Annotated in this window: 21 protein-coding genes; 11 read left to right on the plus strand and 10 right to left on the minus strand. The window is 71.2% G+C overall.

What is annotated here, in order from left to right; all coding sequences use genetic code 11:
• Positions 1–59: 59 nt before the first annotated feature.
• From OG828_RS05980 to OG828_RS06000, 5 genes are all read left to right on the plus strand, one after another.
• Positions 60–827 (plus strand): enoyl-CoA hydratase/isomerase family protein, encoded by a 768-nt coding sequence (locus OG828_RS05980; RefSeq protein ID WP_328500336.1) that lies wholly within the window; start codon positions 60–62, stop codon positions 825–827.
• Between the two features lie 19 nt (positions 828–846).
• On the plus strand, positions 847–1,983 hold the full coding sequence (locus OG828_RS05985) for an acyl-CoA dehydrogenase family protein (RefSeq protein WP_328500337.1): 1,137 nt from the start codon (positions 847–849) through the stop codon (positions 1,981–1,983).
• On the plus strand, positions 1,980–3,002 hold the full coding sequence (locus tag OG828_RS05990; protein ID WP_328437027.1) for an LLM class F420-dependent oxidoreductase: 1,023 nt from the start codon (positions 1,980–1,982) through the stop codon (positions 3,000–3,002). The genes OG828_RS05985 and OG828_RS05990 overlap by 4 nt, the downstream gene beginning before the upstream one ends.
• Positions 3,003–3,163: 161 nt before the next feature.
• A complete protein-coding gene (locus tag OG828_RS05995; RefSeq protein ID WP_328500338.1) occupies positions 3,164–4,222 on the plus strand; it encodes a type III polyketide synthase in 1,059 nt (352 codons plus the stop codon).
• Between the two features lie 50 nt (positions 4,223–4,272).
• The gene (locus OG828_RS06000; protein ID WP_328500339.1) at positions 4,273–4,731 is read left to right on the plus strand and encodes a nuclear transport factor 2 family protein; all 459 of its coding nucleotides are present in this window, start codon (positions 4,273–4,275) and stop codon (positions 4,729–4,731) included.
• Positions 4,732–4,753: 22 nt separating this feature from the next.
• Here the strand turns inward: OG828_RS06000 and OG828_RS06005 are convergent, their stop codons facing one another.
• From OG828_RS06005 to OG828_RS06030, 6 genes are all read right to left on the minus strand, one after another.
• Positions 4,754–5,512 carry a FadR/GntR family transcriptional regulator gene (locus tag OG828_RS06005; protein WP_328500340.1) on the minus strand — a complete coding sequence of 253 codons (759 nt, stop codon included), beginning with the start codon at positions 5,510–5,512 and terminating at the stop codon, positions 4,754–4,756.
• A 5-nt stretch (positions 5,513–5,517) separates the two neighbouring features.
• The gene (locus tag OG828_RS06010) at positions 5,518–5,922 is read right to left on the minus strand and encodes a Zn-ribbon domain-containing OB-fold protein (protein WP_328351048.1); all 405 of its coding nucleotides are present in this window, start codon (positions 5,920–5,922) and stop codon (positions 5,518–5,520) included.
• Complete coding sequence (locus OG828_RS06015) at positions 5,919–7,070, minus strand: thiolase family protein (protein WP_328500341.1); 1,152 nt, start codon at positions 7,068–7,070, stop codon at positions 5,919–5,921. Before OG828_RS06015 ends, OG828_RS06010 begins: the two co-directional genes overlap by 4 nt.
• Entirely contained in the window at positions 7,067–8,659 is a 1,593-nt protein-coding gene (locus tag OG828_RS06020; protein ID WP_328500342.1) for an AMP-binding protein, read from the minus strand. The genes OG828_RS06015 and OG828_RS06020 overlap by 4 nt, the downstream gene beginning before the upstream one ends.
• Positions 8,660–8,680: 21 nt before the next feature.
• A complete protein-coding gene (locus OG828_RS06025; RefSeq protein ID WP_328437034.1) occupies positions 8,681–10,171 on the minus strand; it encodes an aldehyde dehydrogenase family protein in 1,491 nt (496 codons plus the stop codon).
• A gap of 81 nt (positions 10,172–10,252) precedes the next feature.
• Positions 10,253–11,395 (minus strand): acyl-CoA dehydrogenase family protein, encoded by a 1,143-nt coding sequence (locus OG828_RS06030; RefSeq protein WP_328500343.1) that lies wholly within the window; start codon positions 11,393–11,395, stop codon positions 10,253–10,255.
• An 88-nt stretch (positions 11,396–11,483) separates the two neighbouring features.
• Here OG828_RS06030 and OG828_RS06035 point away from each other — a divergent pair, with 88 nt between their 5' ends.
• The 6 genes from OG828_RS06035 to OG828_RS06060 are packed head-to-tail and all read left to right on the plus strand — an operon-like array spanning position 11,484 to position 16,855.
• Positions 11,484–12,239 (plus strand): SDR family NAD(P)-dependent oxidoreductase, encoded by a 756-nt coding sequence (locus tag OG828_RS06035; RefSeq protein WP_328500344.1) that lies wholly within the window; start codon positions 11,484–11,486, stop codon positions 12,237–12,239.
• A 10-nt stretch (positions 12,240–12,249) separates the two neighbouring features.
• A complete protein-coding gene (locus OG828_RS06040; RefSeq protein ID WP_328500345.1) occupies positions 12,250–13,020 on the plus strand; it encodes an enoyl-CoA hydratase/isomerase family protein in 771 nt (256 codons plus the stop codon).
• Between the two features lie 54 nt (positions 13,021–13,074).
• Positions 13,075–14,232, plus strand: a complete 1,158-nt coding sequence (locus OG828_RS06045) for a CaiB/BaiF CoA transferase family protein (RefSeq protein WP_328500346.1) — start codon at positions 13,075–13,077, stop codon at positions 14,230–14,232.
• A 3-nt stretch (positions 14,233–14,235) separates the two neighbouring features.
• Entirely contained in the window at positions 14,236–15,147 is a 912-nt protein-coding gene (locus OG828_RS06050; RefSeq protein ID WP_328500347.1) for an SDR family NAD(P)-dependent oxidoreductase, read from the plus strand.
• Positions 15,144–15,659, plus strand: a complete 516-nt coding sequence (locus tag OG828_RS06055; protein ID WP_328351074.1) for a DoxX family protein — start codon at positions 15,144–15,146, stop codon at positions 15,657–15,659. The genes OG828_RS06050 and OG828_RS06055 overlap by 4 nt, the downstream gene beginning before the upstream one ends.
• 38 nt (positions 15,660–15,697) lie before the next feature.
• Positions 15,698–16,855, plus strand: a complete 1,158-nt coding sequence (locus tag OG828_RS06060) for an acyl-CoA dehydrogenase family protein (RefSeq protein WP_328500348.1) — start codon at positions 15,698–15,700, stop codon at positions 16,853–16,855.
• 65 nt (positions 16,856–16,920) lie between these two features.
• Here OG828_RS06060 and OG828_RS06065 read toward each other — a convergent pair whose 3' ends face one another.
• The 4 genes from OG828_RS06065 to OG828_RS06080 are packed head-to-tail and all read right to left on the minus strand — an operon-like array spanning position 16,921 to position 20,826.
• The gene (locus tag OG828_RS06065) at positions 16,921–18,030 is read right to left on the minus strand and encodes an acyl-CoA dehydrogenase family protein (RefSeq protein WP_328500349.1); all 1,110 of its coding nucleotides are present in this window, start codon (positions 18,028–18,030) and stop codon (positions 16,921–16,923) included.
• Positions 18,027–19,247 carry an acyl-CoA dehydrogenase family protein gene (locus tag OG828_RS06070; protein ID WP_328500350.1) on the minus strand — a complete coding sequence of 407 codons (1,221 nt, stop codon included), beginning with the start codon at positions 19,245–19,247 and terminating at the stop codon, positions 18,027–18,029. The genes OG828_RS06065 and OG828_RS06070 overlap by 4 nt, the downstream gene beginning before the upstream one ends.
• Before the next feature lie 14 nt (positions 19,248–19,261).
• Positions 19,262–20,410, minus strand: coding sequence for a thiolase family protein (locus tag OG828_RS06075; protein ID WP_328504812.1), 1,149 nt, complete (start codon positions 20,408–20,410; stop codon positions 19,262–19,264).
• Positions 20,407–20,826, minus strand: coding sequence for a Zn-ribbon domain-containing OB-fold protein (locus OG828_RS06080; RefSeq protein WP_328500351.1), 420 nt, complete (start codon positions 20,824–20,826; stop codon positions 20,407–20,409). The genes OG828_RS06075 and OG828_RS06080 overlap by 4 nt, the downstream gene beginning before the upstream one ends.
• Position 20,827: the final 1 nt, after the last annotated feature.

Here is a 20,827-nt window from a genome sequence, read left to right on the forward strand (position 1 = left end):
TAATTAGTTATAGCATTCAACTCTACTGACTCATTAGCAAGCGGTCGACGGCGGTGGAGATGACGGATCTGGTGGTGACGGCCCGGGGACCGGTCCGGCTGGTCGAGCTGAACCGGCCCGAGCAACTCAACGCGATGAGCGAGGAGTCGCACGCCGTTCTCGCGTCGGTGTGGGAGGACATGGCGGCCGATCCGGAAGCGCGGGTCGTCGTCCTCACCGGGCGGGGCCGGGCGTTCAGCGCGGGCGGCAACTTCGGCATCATGACCCGGGTCCAGCAGGACGCGGCCTTCCGGGAGCGGAACGTCGACGAGGCCCGCCGGATCATCACCGGCATGGTCCGCTGCCCGCTGCCGGTCATCGCGGCGGTGAACGGGCCCGCGGTGGGCCTCGGCTGCAGCCTCGCCCTCCTCAGCGACCTCGTACTGATCGCCGACGACGCCTACATCGCGGACCCGCACGTCCAGGTCGGACTCGTCGCGGGCGACGGGGGCGCGCTCGTGCTGCCGCTGCTCGTCGGGCTGACCCGCGCCAAGGAGTTGCTGTTCCTGGGCGACCGGGTGAGCGCCGAGGAGGCGGTCCGGCTGGGCATCGCCAATCGCGTCGTACCGAAGGACAAGATCCTCACCGAGGCCATGGACCTCGCCCAGCGCCTGGCCGCGCTGCCCGTCAAGGCGCTGCGCGAGACCAAGCGGGCGGTAAACCTCCATCTGGAGCAGGCGATCGCCGCCGTACTGGAACCGGCGCTGCTCGCCGAGCAGAACAGCATGACCGACCCGGAGCACATCGCGGCGGTCGAGAAGATCATCGCCGCGCGCGGCGCCCGCTGAGCGGAACAGGAGCAGGCACGTGGACTTCGCATTCAGCGAGGAGCAGGAGGAACTGCGCCGCACCGTGAGGGCGTTCCTGGCGGACACCTCGCCGGAGACCGAGGTGCGGCGGCTGATGGAGACCCCCGAGGGCTTCGACCGGGCGCTGTGGCGCCGGATGGGGACGGAGCTGGGCCTTCAAGGGCTTGCGGTACCCGAGGAGTACGGCGGCGCCGGGTGCGGACCGGTCGAGGTGGGCGTGGTCATGGAGGAGTTTGGCCGCTCGCTGCTGTGCGCCCCGTTCCTCGCCTCTGCGGTCCTGGCCACCACCGCCCTACTGCGCTGCGACGACGAGGACGCGCGCAAGCGCCTGCTGCCCGGACTGGCCTCCGGTGAACTCGTCGGGACGCTGGCCCTGACCGAGGACTCCGCGCGGTGGGACGCCGCAGGGGTGTGTCTCACCGCGCGGGAATCGACGGGGAGCTGGCGCCTGAGCGGGCACAAGACCTTCGTGCTGGACGGCGCGACCGCCGACGTCGTCCTCACTGTCGCCCGCACCGGCGACGACGGCATCGGCGTCTTCTGCGTGGACGGTGACGCCCCCGGCCTGACCCGCACCCCTCTGCCCACGATGGACCCGACCCGCCGCCAGGCCCGCCTCGACTACGACGACGTACCGGCGACCCGGCTGCGGGCGCACGGCGACGACGGGTGGCGGCTGGTGTCGGAGGTGCTCGACCGGGCCGCCGTCGCCCTGGCCGCCGAGCAGGTCGGGGTGGCCGGGCAGGCGCTCGACATGGCCGTGGAGTACGCGAAGGTGCGGCACCAGTTCGGGCGGCCCATCGGTTCCTTCCAGGCGGTCAAGCACCTGCTGGCCGATGTCCTCCTGGAGGTGGAGTCGGCCCGGGCCGCCGCCCACTACGCGCTGCTCGCCGCCGACGCCGAGGACCCCGAACTGCCCGCCGTGGCGAGCCTGGCCAAGGCCTTCTGCTCCGACGCCTGTCTCCAGGCGACCGCCGAGAACATCCAGGTGCACGGCGGCATCGGCTTCACCTGGGAACACCCGGCCCACCTCTATCTGAAACGGGCCAAGACCTCACAACTGCTGTTCGGCGACCCGGCCCACCACCGGGAACGCCTCGCACAGCGCGTCATCCGAGTCCAGGGAGCGGCATGAAGGTCGACGGCAAACTCAACGTATGGCGCACCACCGAGGTCGTCGAGGAGGCCCGGCACCACGAGAAGGCGGGCTACGACGGCCTGTGGGCCTCGGAGTCCAAGCACGACCCCTTCCTGCCGCTGCTGCTCGCGGCCGAGCACACCGACCGCCTCGAGGTCGGCACCGCCATCGCCGTGGCCTTCGCCCGCTCCCCCATGCAGCTCGCGTACACGGCGCACGACCTCCAGACCTACGCGGACGGCCGCTTCTCCCTCGGGCTCGGCAGCCAGATCAAGCCGCACATCGAGCGACGGTTCTCGATGCCGTGGAGCAGGCCCGCGGCCCGGATGCGCGAGTACGTGAGCGCGCTGCACGCCATCTGGGCGGCCTGGAACGACGGCACGAAACTCGACTTCCGCGGCGACTTCTACACGCACACGCTGATGGCCCCCTTCTTCTCTCCGCCGCCCGCGCCGGGAGGGGCGCCGAAGGTGTTCGTGGCCGCCGTCGGCGAGGCGATGACCCGGGTGGCGGGCGAAGTGGCGGACGGCCTCCTGGCCCACGGCTTCACCACCGAGCGGTATCTGCGCGAGGTCACACTGCCGACCGCCGAAGCCGGGCTCGCCCAGTCCGGCCGGAGCCGCGAGGACTTCTCCGTCAGCCATCTCCTCCTGACCGCCACCGGCCGCACCGAGGAGGAAATGGCCCGCGCGGTGGCCGGCACCCGCCGCCAGATCGCCTTCTACGGCAGCACCCCCGCCTATCGCGGCGTCCTGGAACTGCACGGCTGGGGCGACCTCGGCGACGAACTGCACGCGCTGTCCAAGTCCACGCGCGAGGACAAGTGGGAGGCGATGGGCGGGCTGGTCGACGACGAGGTCCTGCACACCTTCTCGGTGGTGGCCGAGCCGGATCGGGTGGCGGCGGAGATCCGGCGGCGGTACGGCGCGCTGGTCGACCGGGTCTCGTTCTACACGGCGTACGAGATCGACGCCGAGGTGTGGGAGCCGATCGTGCAGGAGCTGCGCGGCAGCTGACCGGCCGGGCGTGGTGATCCGCCCGCACGCCTCAAGCACGCCCTTCACTCCGGCTCACGCCCCCTGCGCCCTGATCGACAGTGCCCCCGCGCGCCTCTCCGCCACCGCGATCGCTCGCCCTAGGCTGTTCGATCAGTCGCCGGCGGAAGGACCTGGTGCGCATGTCTGAGTCATCGGTGATCGCCGGATTCGGGGCGGCGCTGCCGGCGATCGCCTGCCGTCAGCAAGACGTCGTAGACCTGCTGCGGGCCAGCAGCCCGAACCAGCGGGTCGCGGCCCGGATCGCCGCGCACTCCGGCGTCGCGCGGCGTCACCTGGCGGTGAGCCCGCTGCTGGAGGACATCAGCGACTGGTCCACGGCCGCGCGCATGCGCCGCTATCTGCAGGAAGCACTGCCGCTGGGCAAGGACGCCGTCGCCTCGGCCCTGGACGCCACCGGGGTGGATCCGGCCGCCGTGGGCCTGCTGTGCGTGGTGTCCTCGACCGGCTACGCGGCGCCCGGCCTGGACACCCGGGTCGCCCGGGACGTCGGGATGTCACCGCAGGTGGAGCGGCTCCTCGTGGGCCACATGGGCTGCTTTGCGGCACTGCCCGCGCTGGCCGCCTGCGCCAACTACGTACGCCTCCACCGGCGCCCGGCCGTGCTGCTGAACGCGGAACTGTCGTCGCTGCACCTGCAACCCCCGCCGTGGGACGGCGACCAGGTCGTCGTGCACGTCCTGTTCGGCGACGCGGTCACCGCCACCGTCGTCCATCCGGACGCGTCGGCCGACGGCGGCGCCGGTCTGCGGATCGTGGACGTGCTGGCACACACGGACACCGAGCACGAGGACCACATGCTGTGGACCGTGGGCGATCACGGGTTCCGGATGGGCCTGTCCCCGGAGGTGCCCGACGTCCTCGAACGCCTGGTGCCGGACGCGGTGGGCGAGCTGCTGGCACGCCACTCGCTGAGACTCGACGACGTCCGCTGGTGGGCGGTGCACCCGGGCGGGCGGCGCATCATCGACGCCGTGGAAGGCAGCCTCGGCCTCACCCCCGACGCGGTCGCCGCCTCCCGGTCCGTCCTGCGCGAGTACGGCAACTGCGCCTCCGCCGGCCTGCCCCTGGTGATACGGGAACTGCAGAGCCGCACACCGCTGGCTGCCGGGCAGTACGGCCTGGCGATGGCCTTCGGCCCCGGGCTGACCTTCTACGCCGCCCTGCTCCGCGGCGCCTGACCCCGCCGCCCTCACCTCGCTGCCAACCTTCACGAAAGGTCTCGCTGACGATGCCCTCCGACGCTGACGTGCGCCTGCTCCTCGACCGTATGGCCATCGGCGACCTGCTGGTGGCCTTCGCGAGTCGCCTCGACGAGAAGGACTTCGAGGGCTACGCGGCCCTGTTCACCGAGAAGGGGACGCTGGTACTGCCCGGCGTCGTGCACCAGGGACGGGCCGGCCTCGCCGATCTGGTGTCCAGGGATCTCGGCCGCTACCACCGCACCCACCACATCAGCTCGAACCACCAGATCACCGTGGACGATGACGAAGCGGCCTCCCGCTCGTATCTCCACGCCGTCCACCTGCCGGAAGAGGCCGATCCCACGCACTGGTGGTCGGTCGGCGGCTGGTACGACAACACCTACCTCCGCGAGGGCGGCCAGTGGCGCATCAGCGGTGTGCGGGTGACTCCGGTGTGGCTGGGCGGCACGGCCTTTCCCCCGCCGCCGCCCACCGACCCCGTATGAGGCCCCGTATGAGGGGCCCGGCTCAGCCGAGCAGGTCAAGCACGGTCGTCATGGACCTGTTCTGCAGCAGATAGTCCTCGGCCTCCTGCAGGTGCACCCGCCACAGCTCCTCCGCGGCCTCGGACCGCCGGGACTCCACCAGGTCGACGAGGGCGACATGCGCGCGGAAGCCCCGCCGGTTGGCCCGGACGTTCTCGGCACTGCCCGCGTCGAGGTCGACATGGGACCAGTTGGCCTGGTCGATGATGTGCCGGACCATGCCGTTGAGGACGGTCAGGGTCTGGTTGCCGGCGAGTTCGACGACGAGGGCGTGGAACTCCATATGGGCGCGGATGAACGCCGACGGATCGTCCATCAGCCGCTCGGCCTCGTCGACCGCCGACCGCAGCCGCTGAAGGTCCTGGTCCGTGCGGCGCTGGGCCAGCAGCCCGGCGCAGGGCGCCTCGATCACCGTACGCGCGTCGTAGACGTCCTTCAGGGTCGTGCCCCGGTACTCCAGGACCACGCCCGCGTACCGGGCGGCCACCGTGCCCTCCGGAACCTGCACCCGCGCCCCGCCCCGGGCTCCCCGGCGCACGCTGATCAGCGCCTCCGACTCCAGCACCCGGAACGCCTCACGCAGCGTCGGCCGCGACACGGCGAACTCCTCCATGAGTGCGGTCTCGGCGGGCAGCGCGTCTCCCTCGGCGAGTTCCCCGCGTACGATCATCCGCCGCAGCTGCGCCGCGACCAGCTCGGCCATCTTGGGTACCCGTACCGGCGTGTTCGTCACGGCGTCCATCTCCTTCAGTGACCGGAGTCCGGTACGAAGTACGGCAGGGTGATCTCCGAGGTGAGCGGGCGGAAGTCGACTCGGACGCGCATGCCGATGACGACGTTGTCGGGGTCGCCGGCGTCGACGTGGGTCAGTAGCGTGCCCCCGTCGTCGAGGTCGACCACGGCGAGCGCGAAGGGCCCGTCGAAGCCCGGGCCGGGTGCGCGGTGGACCACGGTCACCGAGTAGACGGTGCCCCGGCCCGCGCTGGGGACGTACCGCCAGTCCTTCGCCATACAGCCCGGGCAGGCGGGTTCGGGGACGAAGAAGCGCAGGTCGCAGCTGGGGCAGTACGGGACGACGAGATCGCCGCGCCGGGCCGCCTCCCAGAACGGCTTCGACAACTCCGTCGGCTGGGGCACGGGTCTGCCGGTCATCGCATCCTCCCCAGCACGCTCATCTCGTAATGCTGTGCTCCAGACCCGGCGTTGCCCACGACGGCCAGCTCGGCGCCCTCGACCTGGTGCACGGCGGTGCCGCGCAACTGCCGTACGGCCTCGACGACTTTGAGCGTCATCTGCTGCGTCCCGTTCCACGCGTACGCCAGGCAGCCGCCGTCCGGATTGACGGGGTGCTTGCCGCCGACGGCGATGGCGCCGCTCGCGGCGAGTGGACCGCCCTCGCCCTCGCCGCAGAGGCCGAGGATCTCCAACTGCCGGATGATTTCGAAGGAGTTGGGATCGTAGAGGGAGAACACGTCGACGTCGTGAGGGCTCACGCCCGCCATCGCGTAGGCACGGGTGGCCGCATTCCGGCCGAGCTGCCCGACATCCCGGTGGAGTGCGGGGTTGGCGTACGCGGCCTGGTGGTACTCCATGCCGCCGCCGAGCACGGCCACGGGCGGCTGGCTGAGGTCCCGGGCCCGTTCGGCGGTCGTCACCACGAGTGCCGCGCCGCCCTCCCCCACGATGCAGCAGTCCAGCAGGTGGAAGGGCGTGGCCACCATGCGGGAGGCGAGGACGTCGTCGGCGGTGTACGGGCCGCGGCCGTACATCATCGCCTCCGGGTTGGTGGTGCCGTTGTTGCGGATGGTGGCGGCGACCTCCGCGAGCTGGCGGGAGGTCGTGCCGTACTCGTGCATGTGCCGGGCCGCGACGAGGGCGAACTGGGCGACGACGTAGCTGCCCCACACGTCCGCGAACTCCAGCGGCACCCCGGCGCCGACCGGTCCGGTGCCGCGGGAGACGAGCTTGCAGCCGCCGACGACCACGGTGTCCGCGTATCCGGACCTGATGGCGGCCGCCGCCTTCAGCAGGCCTCTCGATCCCGCGTTGTCCAGCATCGAGTCGCTGGTCCACCGCAGATCCCGGCCGAGCATCCGCGCCCAGGAGCTGCCCTCGCCGGGTACGCCGCCCGGGCCCGGCCAGTCGACCTGGGCGCCGTCCACGTCGGCCGGGGTGAGACCGGCGTCCTCGATCGCGCCGCGTACCGCTTCCAGGGCGAGGTCCATGGCGTCGCGGTGTGGGAGCGACAGGGCCTGCTCGGTGGCGTACACGCCCGCGACGACGGGCGTCCGGTCGGTCATCGTCCCGCGCCGAGCGTGTCGCCGCCCGGGTAACCGCCGCCGCCGAAGCGGGTGTCGAGGGTCTCGTAGTCCTTGGCGTAGCCGCCCGTGCGGGGCAGGGCGTCGAGGAATTCGACCGTCTTCGGCTTCTTGTACGAGGCGATCCGGGACCGGCAGTGGTCGATGATGTCCTCCGCGGTGGCCTCCGCCCCTTCCTTCAGGACGACGACCGCCTTGACGTCCTGCGACCAGCGCTGGTTGGGCACGCCGATCACGGCGGCCTCCTTCACGGCCGGGTGGGCTTCGATGCAGTTCTCCACCTCGGCGGGGAAGATGTTCTCGGCCGCCGACTTGAGCATGCGGGTCGTCGTGCCGAGGAAGCTGATCGTGCCGTCGGGCTCGCGACGTCCGAGGTCGGTGGTGTGCCACCAGCCGAAGCGGAAGCGCTCCTCATTGATCTCGGGACGGTTCCAGTAGCCGAGGTGGACGAGGTCGCCGCGGACGCAGATCTCGCCGACCTCGCACTCCGCACCCCGCTCGTCGAGGATGCGTACGGCGGTGAAGGGGCCGGGGCGTCCCGCGTTGCCGGCGCCCATGCCGCCGTATGCGCCGGTGACGGCGAAGCCGGTGACCTCGGTCTGCCCGTAGCCGCGGCCCTCGCCGCCGCCGTTGCGGGTGAAGCGGCTGACGTCGGTGGGGACCATGCCCTCCCAGACCTGGGCGGCGACGCTGGCGCGGAGATGCGACAGGTCGTGCCCGGCCTCGCGGTTGAGGGCGACGAGCTGGGCGATGGTCGGGGGCATCAGATAGGCGTGGGTGCACTGCTCGGCGGCCAGCAGCGGCAGGAGTTCCTCGGCGACCACGCGGCGGACGATCACGTTCTTGCCGCCGTGGACGAAGGCGGGGACGCCCCAGAACTGGTAGTTGCCGATGTGGAACATGGGTCCGGCGCTGAGGAAGGCGGTCTCGTGGCCGATGTCGCCCATCCAGGCGGAGCTCGCGCCCATCGCGAGCAGGTTGCGGTGGGAGAGCATCGAGCCGGACTGGCGTCCGGTGATCGCGGCGGTGTAGATGACCAGGAGGGCGGAGTCGGGGTCGACGTCGGTGTCGGGGTCGTCGGCCGATCCCGAGGCCAGGAAGCCCTCGTAGGAGCCCGGGCCCCCGGTGTCGTGGCGCAGCCACAACGCTCGCTGTCCGTCGCCGAGTTCGGCACGTGCCTTGGCGACCGTCTCGCCGATCTCCTCGTCCTGCCAGACCACGACCTTGGGATCGAAGTCCTGCACAGCGAACGCCATCTCGGGGGCGGCCCAGCGCCAGTAGCCGGGGCAGACCATGGCGCCGAGCTTCGCGGCGGCGCCGAGCAGTTCCCAGATGCGGAAGGAGTTCTGGCCGAGCCAGAGGATCCGGTCGCCGGGGCCGACGCCGGTCACGCTGAGCGCGTTCGCGAGCCGGTTGGTGCGTTCGTCCAACTCCGGCCAGGTCAGGCGGGTTTCGCCGTCGACCAGGGCGAGGGCGTCCGGGAAGGACCGGCGGTGCTCGCGGACGAGGTCACCGAAGGTCAGGCGGCGGGCGCGGGGGTCTGAGGGGAATCCCCCAGGAAAGGTCTGCACGTCGTTGCTCCCCATGCTCGGTCAGACGCGGCCGACGCCGACGCCCTTGACGTTGATGAACTCGTCGAGCCCGGCCCGTCCGCCTTCCCGCCCGAACCCGCTCATGCCGACGCCACCGAAGGGCGTGGTGGGCGAACTGATCGGGTTGGGGCCGGGGTTGACGTAGACCGTCCCGGCCTTCAGGCGCGGCACCAGTCGGTTGACGCGTCCGATGTCACGGGACTGGATGTACGCGGACAGTCCGTACTCGGTGTCGTTGGCCAGCGCGACCGCCTCGTCCTCCGTGTCGAAGGGCGTGATGGCAAGGACCGGGCCGAAGACTTCCTGCTGGGCGAGGTCGCTGCGGTTGTCGACGTCCGCGAAGACGGTCGGCGTGACGAAGTAGCCCTCGGAGTCGATGCGTTCGCCGCCGTGCACGAGCCGTCCCGCGCCGCCCGAGACGGCCTTGTCGATCATGCTCTGGACGCGGTCGCGGGCGGTGGCGTTGATGAGCGGGCCGATGTACGTCGCCGGGTCGAGCGGGTCGCCGACGGGCAGGTGCGCCACGACGCCGGCCACCCGCTGGACGACCTCCTCGTAGATCGGCCGCTCGACCAGCAGCCGGGTCGGCAGCGCACAGCCCTGGCCGGTGTTGCTCATCGCGAAGGCCGCGCAGTACGGCACGACGGCGTCCAGGTCGGTGTCGGCGAAGAGGAGGTTGGCGGACTTGCCGCCGAGTTCGAACAGGACCGGCTTGAGGCTCTGTGCGGCGGTCGCCATGATGCGGCGGGCGGTGGCGGGGCCGCCGGTGAAGGAGATCTTGTCGATCCCGGGGTGCGAGACCAGGGCCTCACCCGCGTCGCCGAGCCCGGTGACGACATTGATGACACCTTCCGGGATTCCGGCCTCGTGCGCGAGGTCGGCGAAGAGCAGCGCGGAGAAGGGCGTCGACTCGGCCGGTTTGATAACCACCGTGTTCCCGGCGGCAAGCGACGGCGGGACCTTCATCGCCAGGGACAGCGCGGGCGAGTTCCAGGTGATGATGTGGCCGATGACGCCGTACGGCTCGGCGATGGTGTACTCGACGTTCTCGTGCGGGCTGTAGGCCGCGCCGACCATGCCCTCGATCTTGTCGGCCCAGCCGGCGTAGTACTCGGTCCACTCGGCGACATGCGGCCCGACATTCTCCGCCCAGCCGCCGATGCAGACGCCGTTCTCCAGCGGGCAGATCGCCGCGAAGTCCGCGATGTGGTCGCGGATCAGCCCGGCGAACCGGGTGAGCAGCCGGCGCCGCTCGGCGGGACGCATCCGGCCCCACACCTCGAAGGCTCCCCGGGCGGCGGCCACGGCCTGGTCCACCTCGGTGGCGCCCGCGAGCGGGACGTACGCCTGGATCAGGCCGGTCGCGGGGTTCCGGTGCTCGTACGCTCCCCCGCTGCCGTCGGTGACGTCCTTGCCGCCGATGACGAGCCGCGGCCGGGGAAGGTCCCGCTCGGCCCTGTCCTGGTGCAGCTTCACATCGACCGTGACCATGGATGCCTCCTCGAGCCGCCCCACCCTTACCGCTTAAATAGATAACCTATTTATCGAAGGTAATCAATGCGCGTGACACACTCACAGTCCCAGCGAGCGCCCGATGATCTCCTGCATGATCTCCGAGGTCCCGCCGAACACCCGCTGGACCCGGCTGTCGCGCCAGATCCGCGCGATCTCGTACTCGTTGACGTAGCCATAGCCACCGAAGAGCTGCATACAGCGGTCGATGACCTCCCAGCCGGTCTCCGTGGTCCAGTACTTGGCGGCGGCGGCCTCCTCGGCGGTCAGCTCGCCCTCGTAGAGCGCCATGATGCAGCCGTCGAGATAGACGCGGGCCGCGCCGAGCTTCGCCTTGATGTCGGCGAGCGCGAAGCGGTTGGCCTGGAACTCGCCGATCGGCCGGCCGAAGGCGACGCGCGTCTTGGCGTACTCCAGGGCGAGTTCGAAGGCCCGCTCGGCCGAGGCGAGAGCGGCGACGGCGATGGCCAGCCGCTCGGTCGGCAGGTTGCCCATCATGTGGTAGAAACCGCGCCCCTCCTGACCGATCAGGTTCTCGGCCGGGACGCGGACCTCATGGAAGAACAGCTCGGCGGTGTCCTGTGCCTTCATGCCGACCTTGTCGAGCTTGCGCCCGCGCTCGAAGCCTTCGGTGCCGCGCTCGACGACGATCAGACTGATGCCCTTGTGCCCGGCCTCGGGGTCGGTCTTGCAGGCGACGATGACCAGGTCGGCGAGGATGCCGTTGGTGATGAAGGTCTTCGAGCCGTCGATCACCCACTCGTCGCCGTCGCGGCGTGCGGTGGTGCGGATGCCCTTGAGGTCGGACCCGGCGGCCGGTTCGGACAGGGCGAGGGCGCAGATCGTCTCGCCGCTGGTCACGCCGGGCAGCCAACGCGCCTTCTGCTCCGCGGTGGTGAGGTGCGTCAGATACGGCGGGATGACGTCGTTCTGCAGCCCGAGCCCGATACCGACGGACCCCGTGGCGTGCATCTCCTCCGCCATGATGGCGTTGTAGCGGAAGTCCTGGATGCCCTGGCCGCCGTACTCCTCCGGGAACTGCCAGCCGATCAGTCCGGCCTTGCCCGCGGCCGTCCAGGCGGCCCGGCTCACCTGTCCGTCCCGTTCCCACTCCTCCGCATGCGGGGCACATTCGCGCAGGTAGTAGGAGCGAGCGGTCTCCCGGAACATCTCGTGCTCGGCGGTGAAGATCGTACGACGCATGCTCGGCTCCCCAACTCACACATCTCGCTTATTCAGCTGAAGTAGTTATACGATAGCGCTGTATCGACGGCCGGGACAGGGAGGGCGCGTGAGCGAACGGGACAAGGTGGCACTCGTCACCGGGGCGGGACGCGGTATCGGCGAGGCGATCGCCGACCGGCTCGCCGCCGGGGGATGCTCGATCGCCGTCTGCGATCTGGACACGGAGGCCGCCGCCAAGGTCGCCACCGGGCTCACCGAGCGGTACGGGGTCCGTGCCGCGGGAGTCGGCGCGGACATCTCCGACAGCGCTTCGGTGCGGGCCGCGGTGGAGCGGGTGACCGCGGAGCTGGGACCGGTGGACATCCTCGTCAACAACGCCGCCGTCGATGTCATCGCGCGCTTCACCGACAGCCGCGAAGAGGACTGGGACCGCATCATCGCGGTCAATCTGCGCGGCACGATCACCATGACGCGGGCGGTTCTCGACCCGATGATCGAGCGGGGCGGCGGGCGCGTCATCCACATCGCCTCCGACGCCGGCCGGGTCGGCTCCTCGGGAGAGGCCGTGTACTCGGCGACCAAAGGCGGCGTGATCGCCTTCGGCAAGACACTGGCCCGCGAGATCGCCCGGCACGGCATCACCGTCAACAGCGTCTGCCCCGGCCCCACCGACACCGCGCTGCTCGGCCAAGTCGCCGAGTACAGCCAGAAGATGTACGAGGCGACCGCCCGCGCGATCCCGCTGCGCCGTATCGCGCAGCCGGCCGACATCGCCGGTGTCGTCGCCTTCCTCGCGTCCGACGACGCCGCCTATATGACCGGGCAGACGCTCTCGGTCAGCGGCGGCCTCACGATGGTCTGAGGTGGACAGCGTGCTGCGTGTCGAACTCCGCGACCGGATCGCCGTGTTGACCCTGGACCGGCCGAAGCGGCTCAACGCCATCGGCTCCGAGACGGTCGGCCTGCTGAAGGACGCTCTGGCCGAGGTGCGCCACAACGACGACGTACGGGCTCTCGTCCTGGCGGGCGAGGGGCGGGGCTTCTCGGCGGGTGCCGACATCGGTGAGATGGAGTCGTTCACCGCGCCCGGACAGTTCCGTGCCTTCGTGGGGCGCCTGACGGAGACGTACGCGCTCCTTGAGGACTTTCCTAAGCCGTCCGTCGCGGCCGTGCACGGGTTCGCGTACGGCGGCGGCCTTGAGCTGGCGCTCGCCTGTGACCTGCGGGTCGCCGAGCGGGGCGCGCTGCTCGGGCTGCCCGAGATGAAGCTCGGCGTGCTGCCGGGGGCGGGCGGTACCCAGCGGCTGCCGCGGCTGCTGCCGCCGGCGATCGCCAAGCAGATGATCCTCACCGGCGAGCCGATCGACGCCGCGCGGGCCTGCGAGCTGGGCCTGGTCAACGAGGTGGCCGAGCCCGGCGGTGCCCTCGCGGCGGCCGAGGCGCTCGCGGGCCGACTGGCGGCCGGCGCCCCGCTGGCGCTGGCCGCGGGCAAGCGGCTGATCGACTACGGGCTCGGCATGGATCTGGAAGCGGCGATCGCGTACGAGCGCGAGAGCGTGACGGTGCTGTTCTCGACCGAGGACCGCGCGGAGGGCCTGAAGGCGTTCCGGGAGCGTCGGCCCGGTGAATTCCGGGGCCTGTAGCGGACGTTGGCGGACTTGCGGACTTGGCGGATCTGACGAAGTGGGAGGTGGGCCGTGCGGCCACTGGAGGGCATTGCCGTCGTCGAGCTGGGCATGTGGGTGGCGGCACCGGCCGCGGCCACCATGCTGGCCGACTGGGGCGCCGAGGTGATCAAGGTGGAGGCGCCGACCGGCGACCCCAACCGCTACACCCTGCGCCATGTCGGCCAGGAGATCGACAGCGCGCCCCCGTTCGAGACGGACAACCGGGGCAAGCGCGGGATCGTGCTGGATCTGCGGGCGGAGGACGGCAAGGCGCACCTGGAGCAACTCCTGGAGCGTGCCGACGTGTTCGTGACGAACCTCCGTCCGGGCGCCCTGGAGCGGCTGGGTCTGTCCCCCGACGAGATACGCACACGCCATCCGCGCCTGGTCGTCGGCACGTTGACCGGGTACGGCTGGACGGGCGCCGAACGCGACCGGGCGGGTTACGACGTCTCCGCGTTCTGGGCCCGTCCCGGCATCGCCGCGATGCTGAACCCGGCCGGTGAGCCGCCGCCTGGGATACGCCCCGGCCTGGGCGACCGTACCGCCGCGGCGAACCTGGTGGCCGGTGTGCTGGCCGCGCTGCTGCGACGCGAGCGCACCGGGGAGGGCGGCGTGGTCGACGTATCGCTGCTCCGCTCCGGGACGTACGCCAACGGCAACGACCTCGCCCTGCAGAACTTCTTCGGCAAGCGCGGCCGTACCCGCCCGCGCACCGAGCACGAGTCGCCCCTCTACAACAGCTACCGGTCCGCCGACGACCGCTGGTTCTGGCTGGTCGGTCTGGAGGGCAACCGGCACTGGCCGGGGGTGCTCAAGGCGCTGGGCCGTGAGGACCTGGGGGACGACGAGCGGTTCGCGACCGGCAAGGCTCGGCGGGGGCACGTACGCGAGCTGATCGCCGTGTTCGACGAGGAGTTCGCGAAACGGCCGCTGGCCGAGTGGGCGGAGCGGTTCGACGCCGAAGGCGTGTGGTGGGCGCCCGTGCAGACGCTGGCGGAGGTGGCGGCCGATCCGCAGGCGGAGGCGGTCGGCGCGTTCGTCGAGCAGCCCGGCATGGGCGAGGCGCCTCCACTGCGGACGGTCGCGACTCCCGTGAGTTTCTGGGGAGTTGACGACAAGCCGCGCACCGGTGCGCCGACGCTCGGCGAGCACACGGACGACATACTCAACGAGCTCGGGAGGTAGGTCGTGGGCATCCTCGACGACAAGGTCGCGATCGTGACCGGAGGGGGACGGGGGCTGGGCCGTGCGCACTGCCTGGCCCTCGCCGAAGCGGGCGCCACGGTGGTGGTGAACGATCTCGGGGCGGGCGTGCACGGTGAGCAGACCGGTGACTCCCCCGCTGACGACGTCGTCACCGAGATCACCAAGCTCGGCGGACGGGCCGTCGCCAACCACGCCTCGGTCTCGGACTGGGCGGCCACCGAAGCCATGGTGGCGGACACCGTCGCCGAGTTCGGGCGGCTCGACATCGTGGTGAACAACGCGGGCATCGTGCGGGACCGCATGCTGTTCTCGATGAGCGAGGCCGAGTTCGACGCGGTGATCGCCGTGCATCTGAAGGGCTCGTTCGCGCTGACCCGGCACGCGTGCGCGTACTGGCGTGAGGCGTCGAAGCGAGGTGAGCGGGTCGCCGGGCGCGTCATCAACACGACATCGGGGACAGGGCTGTTCGGGAACGCGGGGCAGTCCAACTACGGTGCCGCGAAGGCCGGGATCGCCGGGCTCACCGTCCTCACGGCCCTGGAGATGCGCAGGTACGGCGTCACCGCGAACGCCATCTCGCCGATCGCCGCCACGCGGATGACGGACGGACTGGCGGTCGGCGACTCCCTCCAGGCCACCGACGACTTCGACCCGCGCGATCCCGCCAACGCCTCCGGAGTCGTCGTCTACCTGGCCTCCGACAGCGCGGCCTGGCTGACCGGTCAGGTCCTGCGCATCGAGGGCAACCGGCTGAACCGGCTCCAGGGCTGGACGGTCGCGGGCGTCCACCCCAGCCGGACCGGCAAGGCCCTCACCTACGACGAACTCCTCGAAGCCGTACCGCAGTTGTACGGTGCCGCCCCTGCCGGACGCGCCACCGGAGTGGGTCAGTGAAGGGCCAGGACGCCGCCGCGCTGGCCCTGCGTGCCACGCTCGGCCCGATGCTGTTCGCGCACGGCTGGAACAAGGTCGCCGGGCCGGGCGGGCTCAAGGGGACGACGGGCTGGTTCGAGGCGCTCGGGCTGAAGCCGGCCGAGGTGCACGCCCGGATGGCGGCGGGGACCGAGATGGCGGCGGGCGCGGCCATCACGCTGGGCGCCGGCAGTCCGCTGCCCGCCGCGGCGACGGTGGGCCTGATGACGGTGGCCGCGCGGACCGATCACCGCGGCAAGGGCTTCTTCGTCTTCAAGGGCGGCTGGGAGTACGTCGGTGTCGTGGGCGGCGCGGCGGTGGCGCTGGCCGCGCTCGGCAACGGCCGGTATTCGGTGGACGGATTGCTCAGGCGCGGGCGTGCGGGAGCGGGGCCGGCCGTGCTGGCCGCCGGGGTCGGGGTGGCGAGCGCGGCGGCGCTGCTCGCCCTGTGCTACCGGCCGGCTCCCGCTGATCCCGACGAGCCAGAGCAGTGAGCGACGAGTTCAGAGCAGCAGTGAGCCAGGGAGGCGACATGGACGCGGACGACTTCTCCGCGGTGCTGTCCGAGGTCCGGCGTTTCGTCCGGGAGCGCGTCGTGCCGCTGGAGGCGGAGATCGACGAGAAGGACGAGATGCCCGCGGAGATCCGCGAGGCGGCCAAGAAGATGGGCCTGTTCGGCTTCGCGCTGCCCGAGGAGTACGGCGGGCTGGGGCTGTCGATGTACGAAGAGGCCCAGTTGATGTTCGAGCTGGGCTATACGACGCCGTCCCTGCGCTCGATGTTCGGCACCAACAACGGCATCGCCGGGCACGTGCTGATGGTCGGCGGGACGGAGGAGCAGAAGGCCCACTGGCTGCCGAGGATCGCCTCCGGCGACGTACTGGCGTCGTTCGCGCTGACCGAACCGGACGCCGGTTCCGATCCGTCGACGCTCACGACCAAGGCTCGCCTGGACGGCGACGAGTGGGTGATCAACGGGGCCAAGCGGTACATCACCAACGCCCCGCTCGCCGACGTCTTCATGGTCTTCGCCCGCACCGACGACGAGGCCCCGCGCACCCGCGGCATCTCCACCTTCCTGGTCCCGGCGGGCACGCCCGGTCTCACCGTGGCGCCGAAGGACCACAAGATGGGCCAGTTCGGGGCCTGGACCGCGGACGTCTTCTTCGACGACGTACGTGTACCGGCCGAAGCGCTCGTCGGCGGCGAGGAGGGCCTGAACCGCGGCTTCGCCACGGCGATGGGCTGTATCGCGCACGGGCGGGTGCACATCTCGGCCCTGATGGTGGGGATGGCCGAGCGGCTGGTCGACGAGTCGGTCGCGTATGCGAGCACCCGCAGGCAGTCCGGCAAGCTCATCGGCTCCTTCCAGCTCATCCAGGGTCTGATCGCCGACTCGATGACCGACTACTACGCCGGACGCGCCACGGTCCTGGAGGCGGCCCGGGGCTTCGACGCGGGCACGGACCTGAAGGTCGGCCCGTCCTGTACGAAGTACTTCGCCAGCGAGATGGTGTGGCGGGTCGCCGACCGGGCGGTGCAGATCCACGGCGGCGCGGGATACATGCGCGGGGTCGCGGTCGAACGCTTCTACCGCGACGCCCGGCTGTTCCGCATCTACGAGGGCACCAGCCAGATCCAGCAGGTCATCATCGCCAAGGCGCTGCTCGGGGAGGCCGCTCGCGGCTGAGGGAGACACACCATGGGGCCGCCGGCTGTGCCGGCGGCCCCTCTGTCGTGGTGGACGGCGCGGGCTCAGACGCCCAGCCGGTCCAGCAGCCGCTCGTGATACACCGCCGGACCGCCGAACAGGAGCTGGGAGGACTTGGCCCGCCGGAAGTACAGGTGGGCCGAGTGCTCCCAGGTGAAGCCGATGCCGCCGTGGACCTGGATGTTCTCCATCGCCGCGACCATGTACGCCCGCGAGCAGCAGGCATGGGCGACCGCGGCGGCGACCGGGAACTCGTCCGAGTCCTCGGCGGCGAGCCGCGCGGCCTCCCGGCTCGCGGCCTCGGCGAGTTCCACCTGGACCAGCATGTCGGCGCACTTGTGCTTGACGGCCTGGAAGGAGCCGATGGGCCGGCCGAACTGGTGCCGGGTGCGGGCGTATGCGGCGCTCTCCTCCAGACAGCGCCGCGCCCCGCCGGCCTGCTCGGCGGCGAGTCCGACGGAGGCGAGGTCCAGGACCCGGCTCACGATCCGCTCGGCCGCGCCCTCCGCGCCGACGAGCGTCGCGGGTACGGCGTCGAGGGTGAGCCGCGCCATCGCCCGGGTCGCGTCCAGCGTCTCCATCGGCTCGGCGGTCAGACCGGCGGCCGTACGGTCGACGGCGAACAGGGAAGGACCGGCGACGGTACGGGCGACGACCAGGATCAGATCGGCCGTCGTCCCGTCGATGACGAAGCTCTTGCCGCCGGTCAGCCGCCATCGGCCGTCCCCCACGGCTCGTGCGGAGACCAGCGCGGTGTCCCAGGATCCGGCGTCCTCGGCGACGGCGAGCGTCGCCGTGGTCCGTCCGTCGGCGATACCGGGAAGATGACGCGCGCAGGCCTCCGCGTCGCCGGACGCGAGCAGGGCCGGGACCGCGAGGACGACCGTGGAGAAGAAGGGCGCACACAGCAGCGCGCGGCCCATCTCCTCCAGGACCACGCCGAGTTCGACCATTCCGAAGCCGTCACCGCCGTACTCCTCCGGGACGGTCAGCGCGGGCAGCCGCAGCTGGTCGGAGGCCTGTGCCCACACCGCCGGGTCGAAGCGCGGCTCGCTCTCCATGAGCTTGCGGACGACGTCCTCGGGCGACTTGGCCTCGAGGAACTCCCGTACGGCTGACCGCAGTTCGTGCAGTCCGCTGTCGTCGACGGTCACGAGCGTGCCTCCTTGGGCAGTCCGAGGACGCGTTCCGCGAGGATGTTCTTCATGATCTCCTCGGTGCCGCCGAGGATGCGCAACGCGGGGGTGGCCAGGAGGAGTTCGGACCAGGCGTACGTGCCCCACTCGCCGGTGTCGGCGATCATCCGCGGGCCGAGGACGTCGGACGCGAAGTGGGCGGCCCGGGTGAGGTTCTGACCGTACATCAGCTTGGAGACGGACCTCTCGGGGCCCGGCGTGACTCCGGAGCGCAGGGCGCGCGTGGCGCGGGCGTTGAGGTAGCCGGTGGCCATGACGTCCACGAGGAGTTCGGCGAGGCGGGCGCGCAGGGCGCGGTCCTCCCCGGTCCAGGTGGCGCGCATCAGGGCGGCCAGCCGGTCCGGGGAGAGGGCGGCGCCCACGGGGCCCGCGCCCTCGCTGCCGACGGTCGCCCGCTCGTTCATCAGCGTGGTCAGGGCGACCGTCCAGCCGCCGTCGACCTCGCCGAGGCGGTGGTCGTCGGGGATGCGTACGCCGGTGAGGAACACCTCGTTGAAGTCCGCGCCGCCGGTCATCTGCCGGAGCGGACGCACCTCCACGCCGGGGGCGTCCATCGGCACCAGGAACGCCGTGATGCCGCGATGCTTGGGCGCCTCCGGGTTCGTCCGGGTCAGGGCGAGGCCGATCTGGCTGTGCTGGGCGACGGACGTCCACACCTTCTGTCCGTCGAGCACCCAGTCGTCGCCGTCGCGTACGGCGCGGGTGGTCACGCTCGCCAGGTCGGAGCCGGCTCCGGGCTCGCTGAACAGCTGGCAGGCGATGGCGTCCCCGCGGTACATCGCGGGTAGCCAGCGGTCCTTCAGGTGCGGTTGGGCGTGGGCGAGGATCGTCGGGCCGATCATGCCCAGGCCGACCACGCTGATGGTGCCGGTGTCGGGGACGTCGTACTCGGCCTCGATCGCGTCGTAGACGACGTCATGGATCGGGGTCAGTCCGCGACCGCCGTACTCCTCGGGGCCGGTGATCCAGCCGAAGCCGTTCTCGTAGCGGACGCGCTGCCAGTCGCGGGCCCGCCGGACGTGCTCGCGGTCCTCCTCGGGCGGGAGGCTGCTGAAGTACGCCATCGAGTCGTCGCCCTCGCCCCAGGTGAAGGCGGTGCGGTCGGGGGCCTTCGCCGCGTGGGCGTCGAGGAAGCGGCGTACGTCGGCGGTGAAGTCCTGCATGTCGTCGTCCATGTGCGCTCAGGTCCTCACGTGCTCAGGATGGTGACCGCGGACACGCCGGGGGCGCCGTACAGATGCGTGTAGCCGACGCGTGGGGTGCCGGGGATCTGCCGGGACCCTGCCGTGCCGCGCAGTTGGAGCACGATCTCGTGGATCTGGCGCAGTCCCGACGCGCCGATGGGCTCGCCGTTGCCGAGCAGACCGCCGTCGCTGTTCACGGGGAGCCGGCCGCCGATCTCGGTGGCGCCCTCGGCGATGAGGCGTTCCTGGTCGCCGTCCTTGCAGAGCCCGTTCTCGGCCATGTGGATGATCTCCGACCCGGCGTCGGTGTCCTGCAGCTGGGCGACGTCGACGTCCTCGGGGCCGATGCCCGCGCTCTCGTACGCCGCCCGGGACGCGTCCACGGTGGGGCTGGGCGTCGGCTCCCCGACCGGGAACGACGGGCTCTGCACCTCGAACGCGCCGAGGCGCCGACTGCGCAGGGCGGTGGCACGGACCCGGACAGGAGTCGAGGTGTACTTGTGGGCCTGGTCGGCGCGGCACAGCACGAGCGCTGCCGCGCCCTCGTCGGGCCCGCAGTACATGTACTGGCGCAGGGGGTAGTTGAGGACGGGCGAGGCCAGGATCTCCTCCACCGACAGCGGTGTACGGCGCCAGGCCTTGTCGTTGCCCGCCGCGTTGCCGAAGTTCTTCGACGCCACGCGCGCGAGGGTCTCGTGGGAGATGCCGTGGTCGTGCATATAGCGGTTGATCTTCATGCCGAAGAAGTGCGTGGTGAGGAAGAGTCCCGTCTGCCCGTACCAGGAGGGGATGCCCGCCACGGACGGGTCGGCCGCGAAGGCGCCCCGTGGGTGCTTGTCCATGCCGATGGCGATGGTGAGGTCGTGCTCGCCGGTCTCGATGGCACGGGCGGCCAGCGCCACCGCCGTACCGGCCGTGGCACAGCCGTTGAAGACGCCGCGCAGGGGTACGCCGGTCAGACCGAGGCCCCCGACGATCGCGTCCGGATTGGCGACCTCGTAGCTGCCGACATAGCCGCCCTGGATCTGCGGCCAGGTCACGCCGGCGTCGGCGAGGGCCATGCGGACCGCTTCGGTGCCCATCTCCATCGCCGGCTTGCCCGGGAACCGACCGAAGGGGTGCAGCCCCACGCCGATGATGACCGCTTCCATCAGACCTCCTCCTCGACCGGGGCGAACGCGAACGTCAGGACCTCGGTGCCGTCGTCGTCGACCCGGTAGGGCACGAGCGTCAGCCGTATGTCCTGGCCGATCGCGAGCTTCGCCGGGTCGGGTTCGGTGAGGCGGGCCTCGACCAGCAGCTCGCCGGGGAGTTCGACATAGCCGACGGAGTACGGCTCGAAGGACTCCGGTCCGTCGTACGGCGGGGACGGCGGGCGGAAGTTCTGTGTGGTGAACGTCCAGAGCGTGCCGCGGTCCGCCAGCAGCCGCTCCTTGGAGGCATCGCCGCCGCATCGTACGCAGAACGCGGTTGCGGGGAAGGCCACTTCGCCGCATGCCGTGCACTCGGAGCCGATGAGACGGGGCTCGGTGGTGAACAGGCCCTCGGTGACCGGTTTCTGGGTCGTCATG

The sequence above is a fragment of the Streptomyces sp. NBC_00457 genome (genome assembly GCF_036014015.1).
In the GTDB taxonomy this organism is placed as follows: domain Bacteria; phylum Actinomycetota; class Actinomycetes; order Streptomycetales; family Streptomycetaceae; genus Streptomyces.

Coding starts and splice junctions, on each gene's coding strand:
- OG828_RS05980 (WP_328500336.1), top strand. CDS start 60: ATGACGGATCTGGTGGTGACGGCCCGGGGACCGGTCCGGCTGGTCGAG.
- OG828_RS05990 (WP_328437027.1), top strand. CDS start 1,980: ATGAAGGTCGACGGCAAACTCAACGTATGGCGCACCACCGAGGTCGTC.
- OG828_RS05995 (WP_328500338.1), top strand. CDS start 3,164: ATGTCTGAGTCATCGGTGATCGCCGGATTCGGGGCGGCGCTGCCGGCG.
- OG828_RS06000 (WP_328500339.1), top strand. CDS start 4,273: ATGCCCTCCGACGCTGACGTGCGCCTGCTCCTCGACCGTATGGCCATC.
- OG828_RS06005 (WP_328500340.1), bottom strand. CDS start 5,512: ATGGACGCCGTGACGAACACGCCGGTACGGGTACCCAAGATGGCCGAG.
- OG828_RS06010 (WP_328351048.1), bottom strand. CDS start 5,922: ATGACCGGCAGACCCGTGCCCCAGCCGACGGAGTTGTCGAAGCCGTTC.
- OG828_RS06015 (WP_328500341.1), bottom strand. CDS start 7,070: ATGACCGACCGGACGCCCGTCGTCGCGGGCGTGTACGCCACCGAGCAG.
- OG828_RS06025 (WP_328437034.1), bottom strand. CDS start 10,171: ATGGTCACGGTCGATGTGAAGCTGCACCAGGACAGGGCCGAGCGGGAC.
- OG828_RS06030 (WP_328500343.1), bottom strand. CDS start 11,395: ATGCGTCGTACGATCTTCACCGCCGAGCACGAGATGTTCCGGGAGACC.
- OG828_RS06060 (WP_328500348.1), top strand. CDS start 15,698: ATGGACGCGGACGACTTCTCCGCGGTGCTGTCCGAGGTCCGGCGTTTC.
- OG828_RS06070 (WP_328500350.1), bottom strand. CDS start 19,247: ATGGACGACGACATGCAGGACTTCACCGCCGACGTACGCCGCTTCCTC.
- OG828_RS06080 (WP_328500351.1), bottom strand. CDS start 20,826: ATGACGACCCAGAAACCGGTCACCGAGGGCCTGTTCACCACCGAGCCC.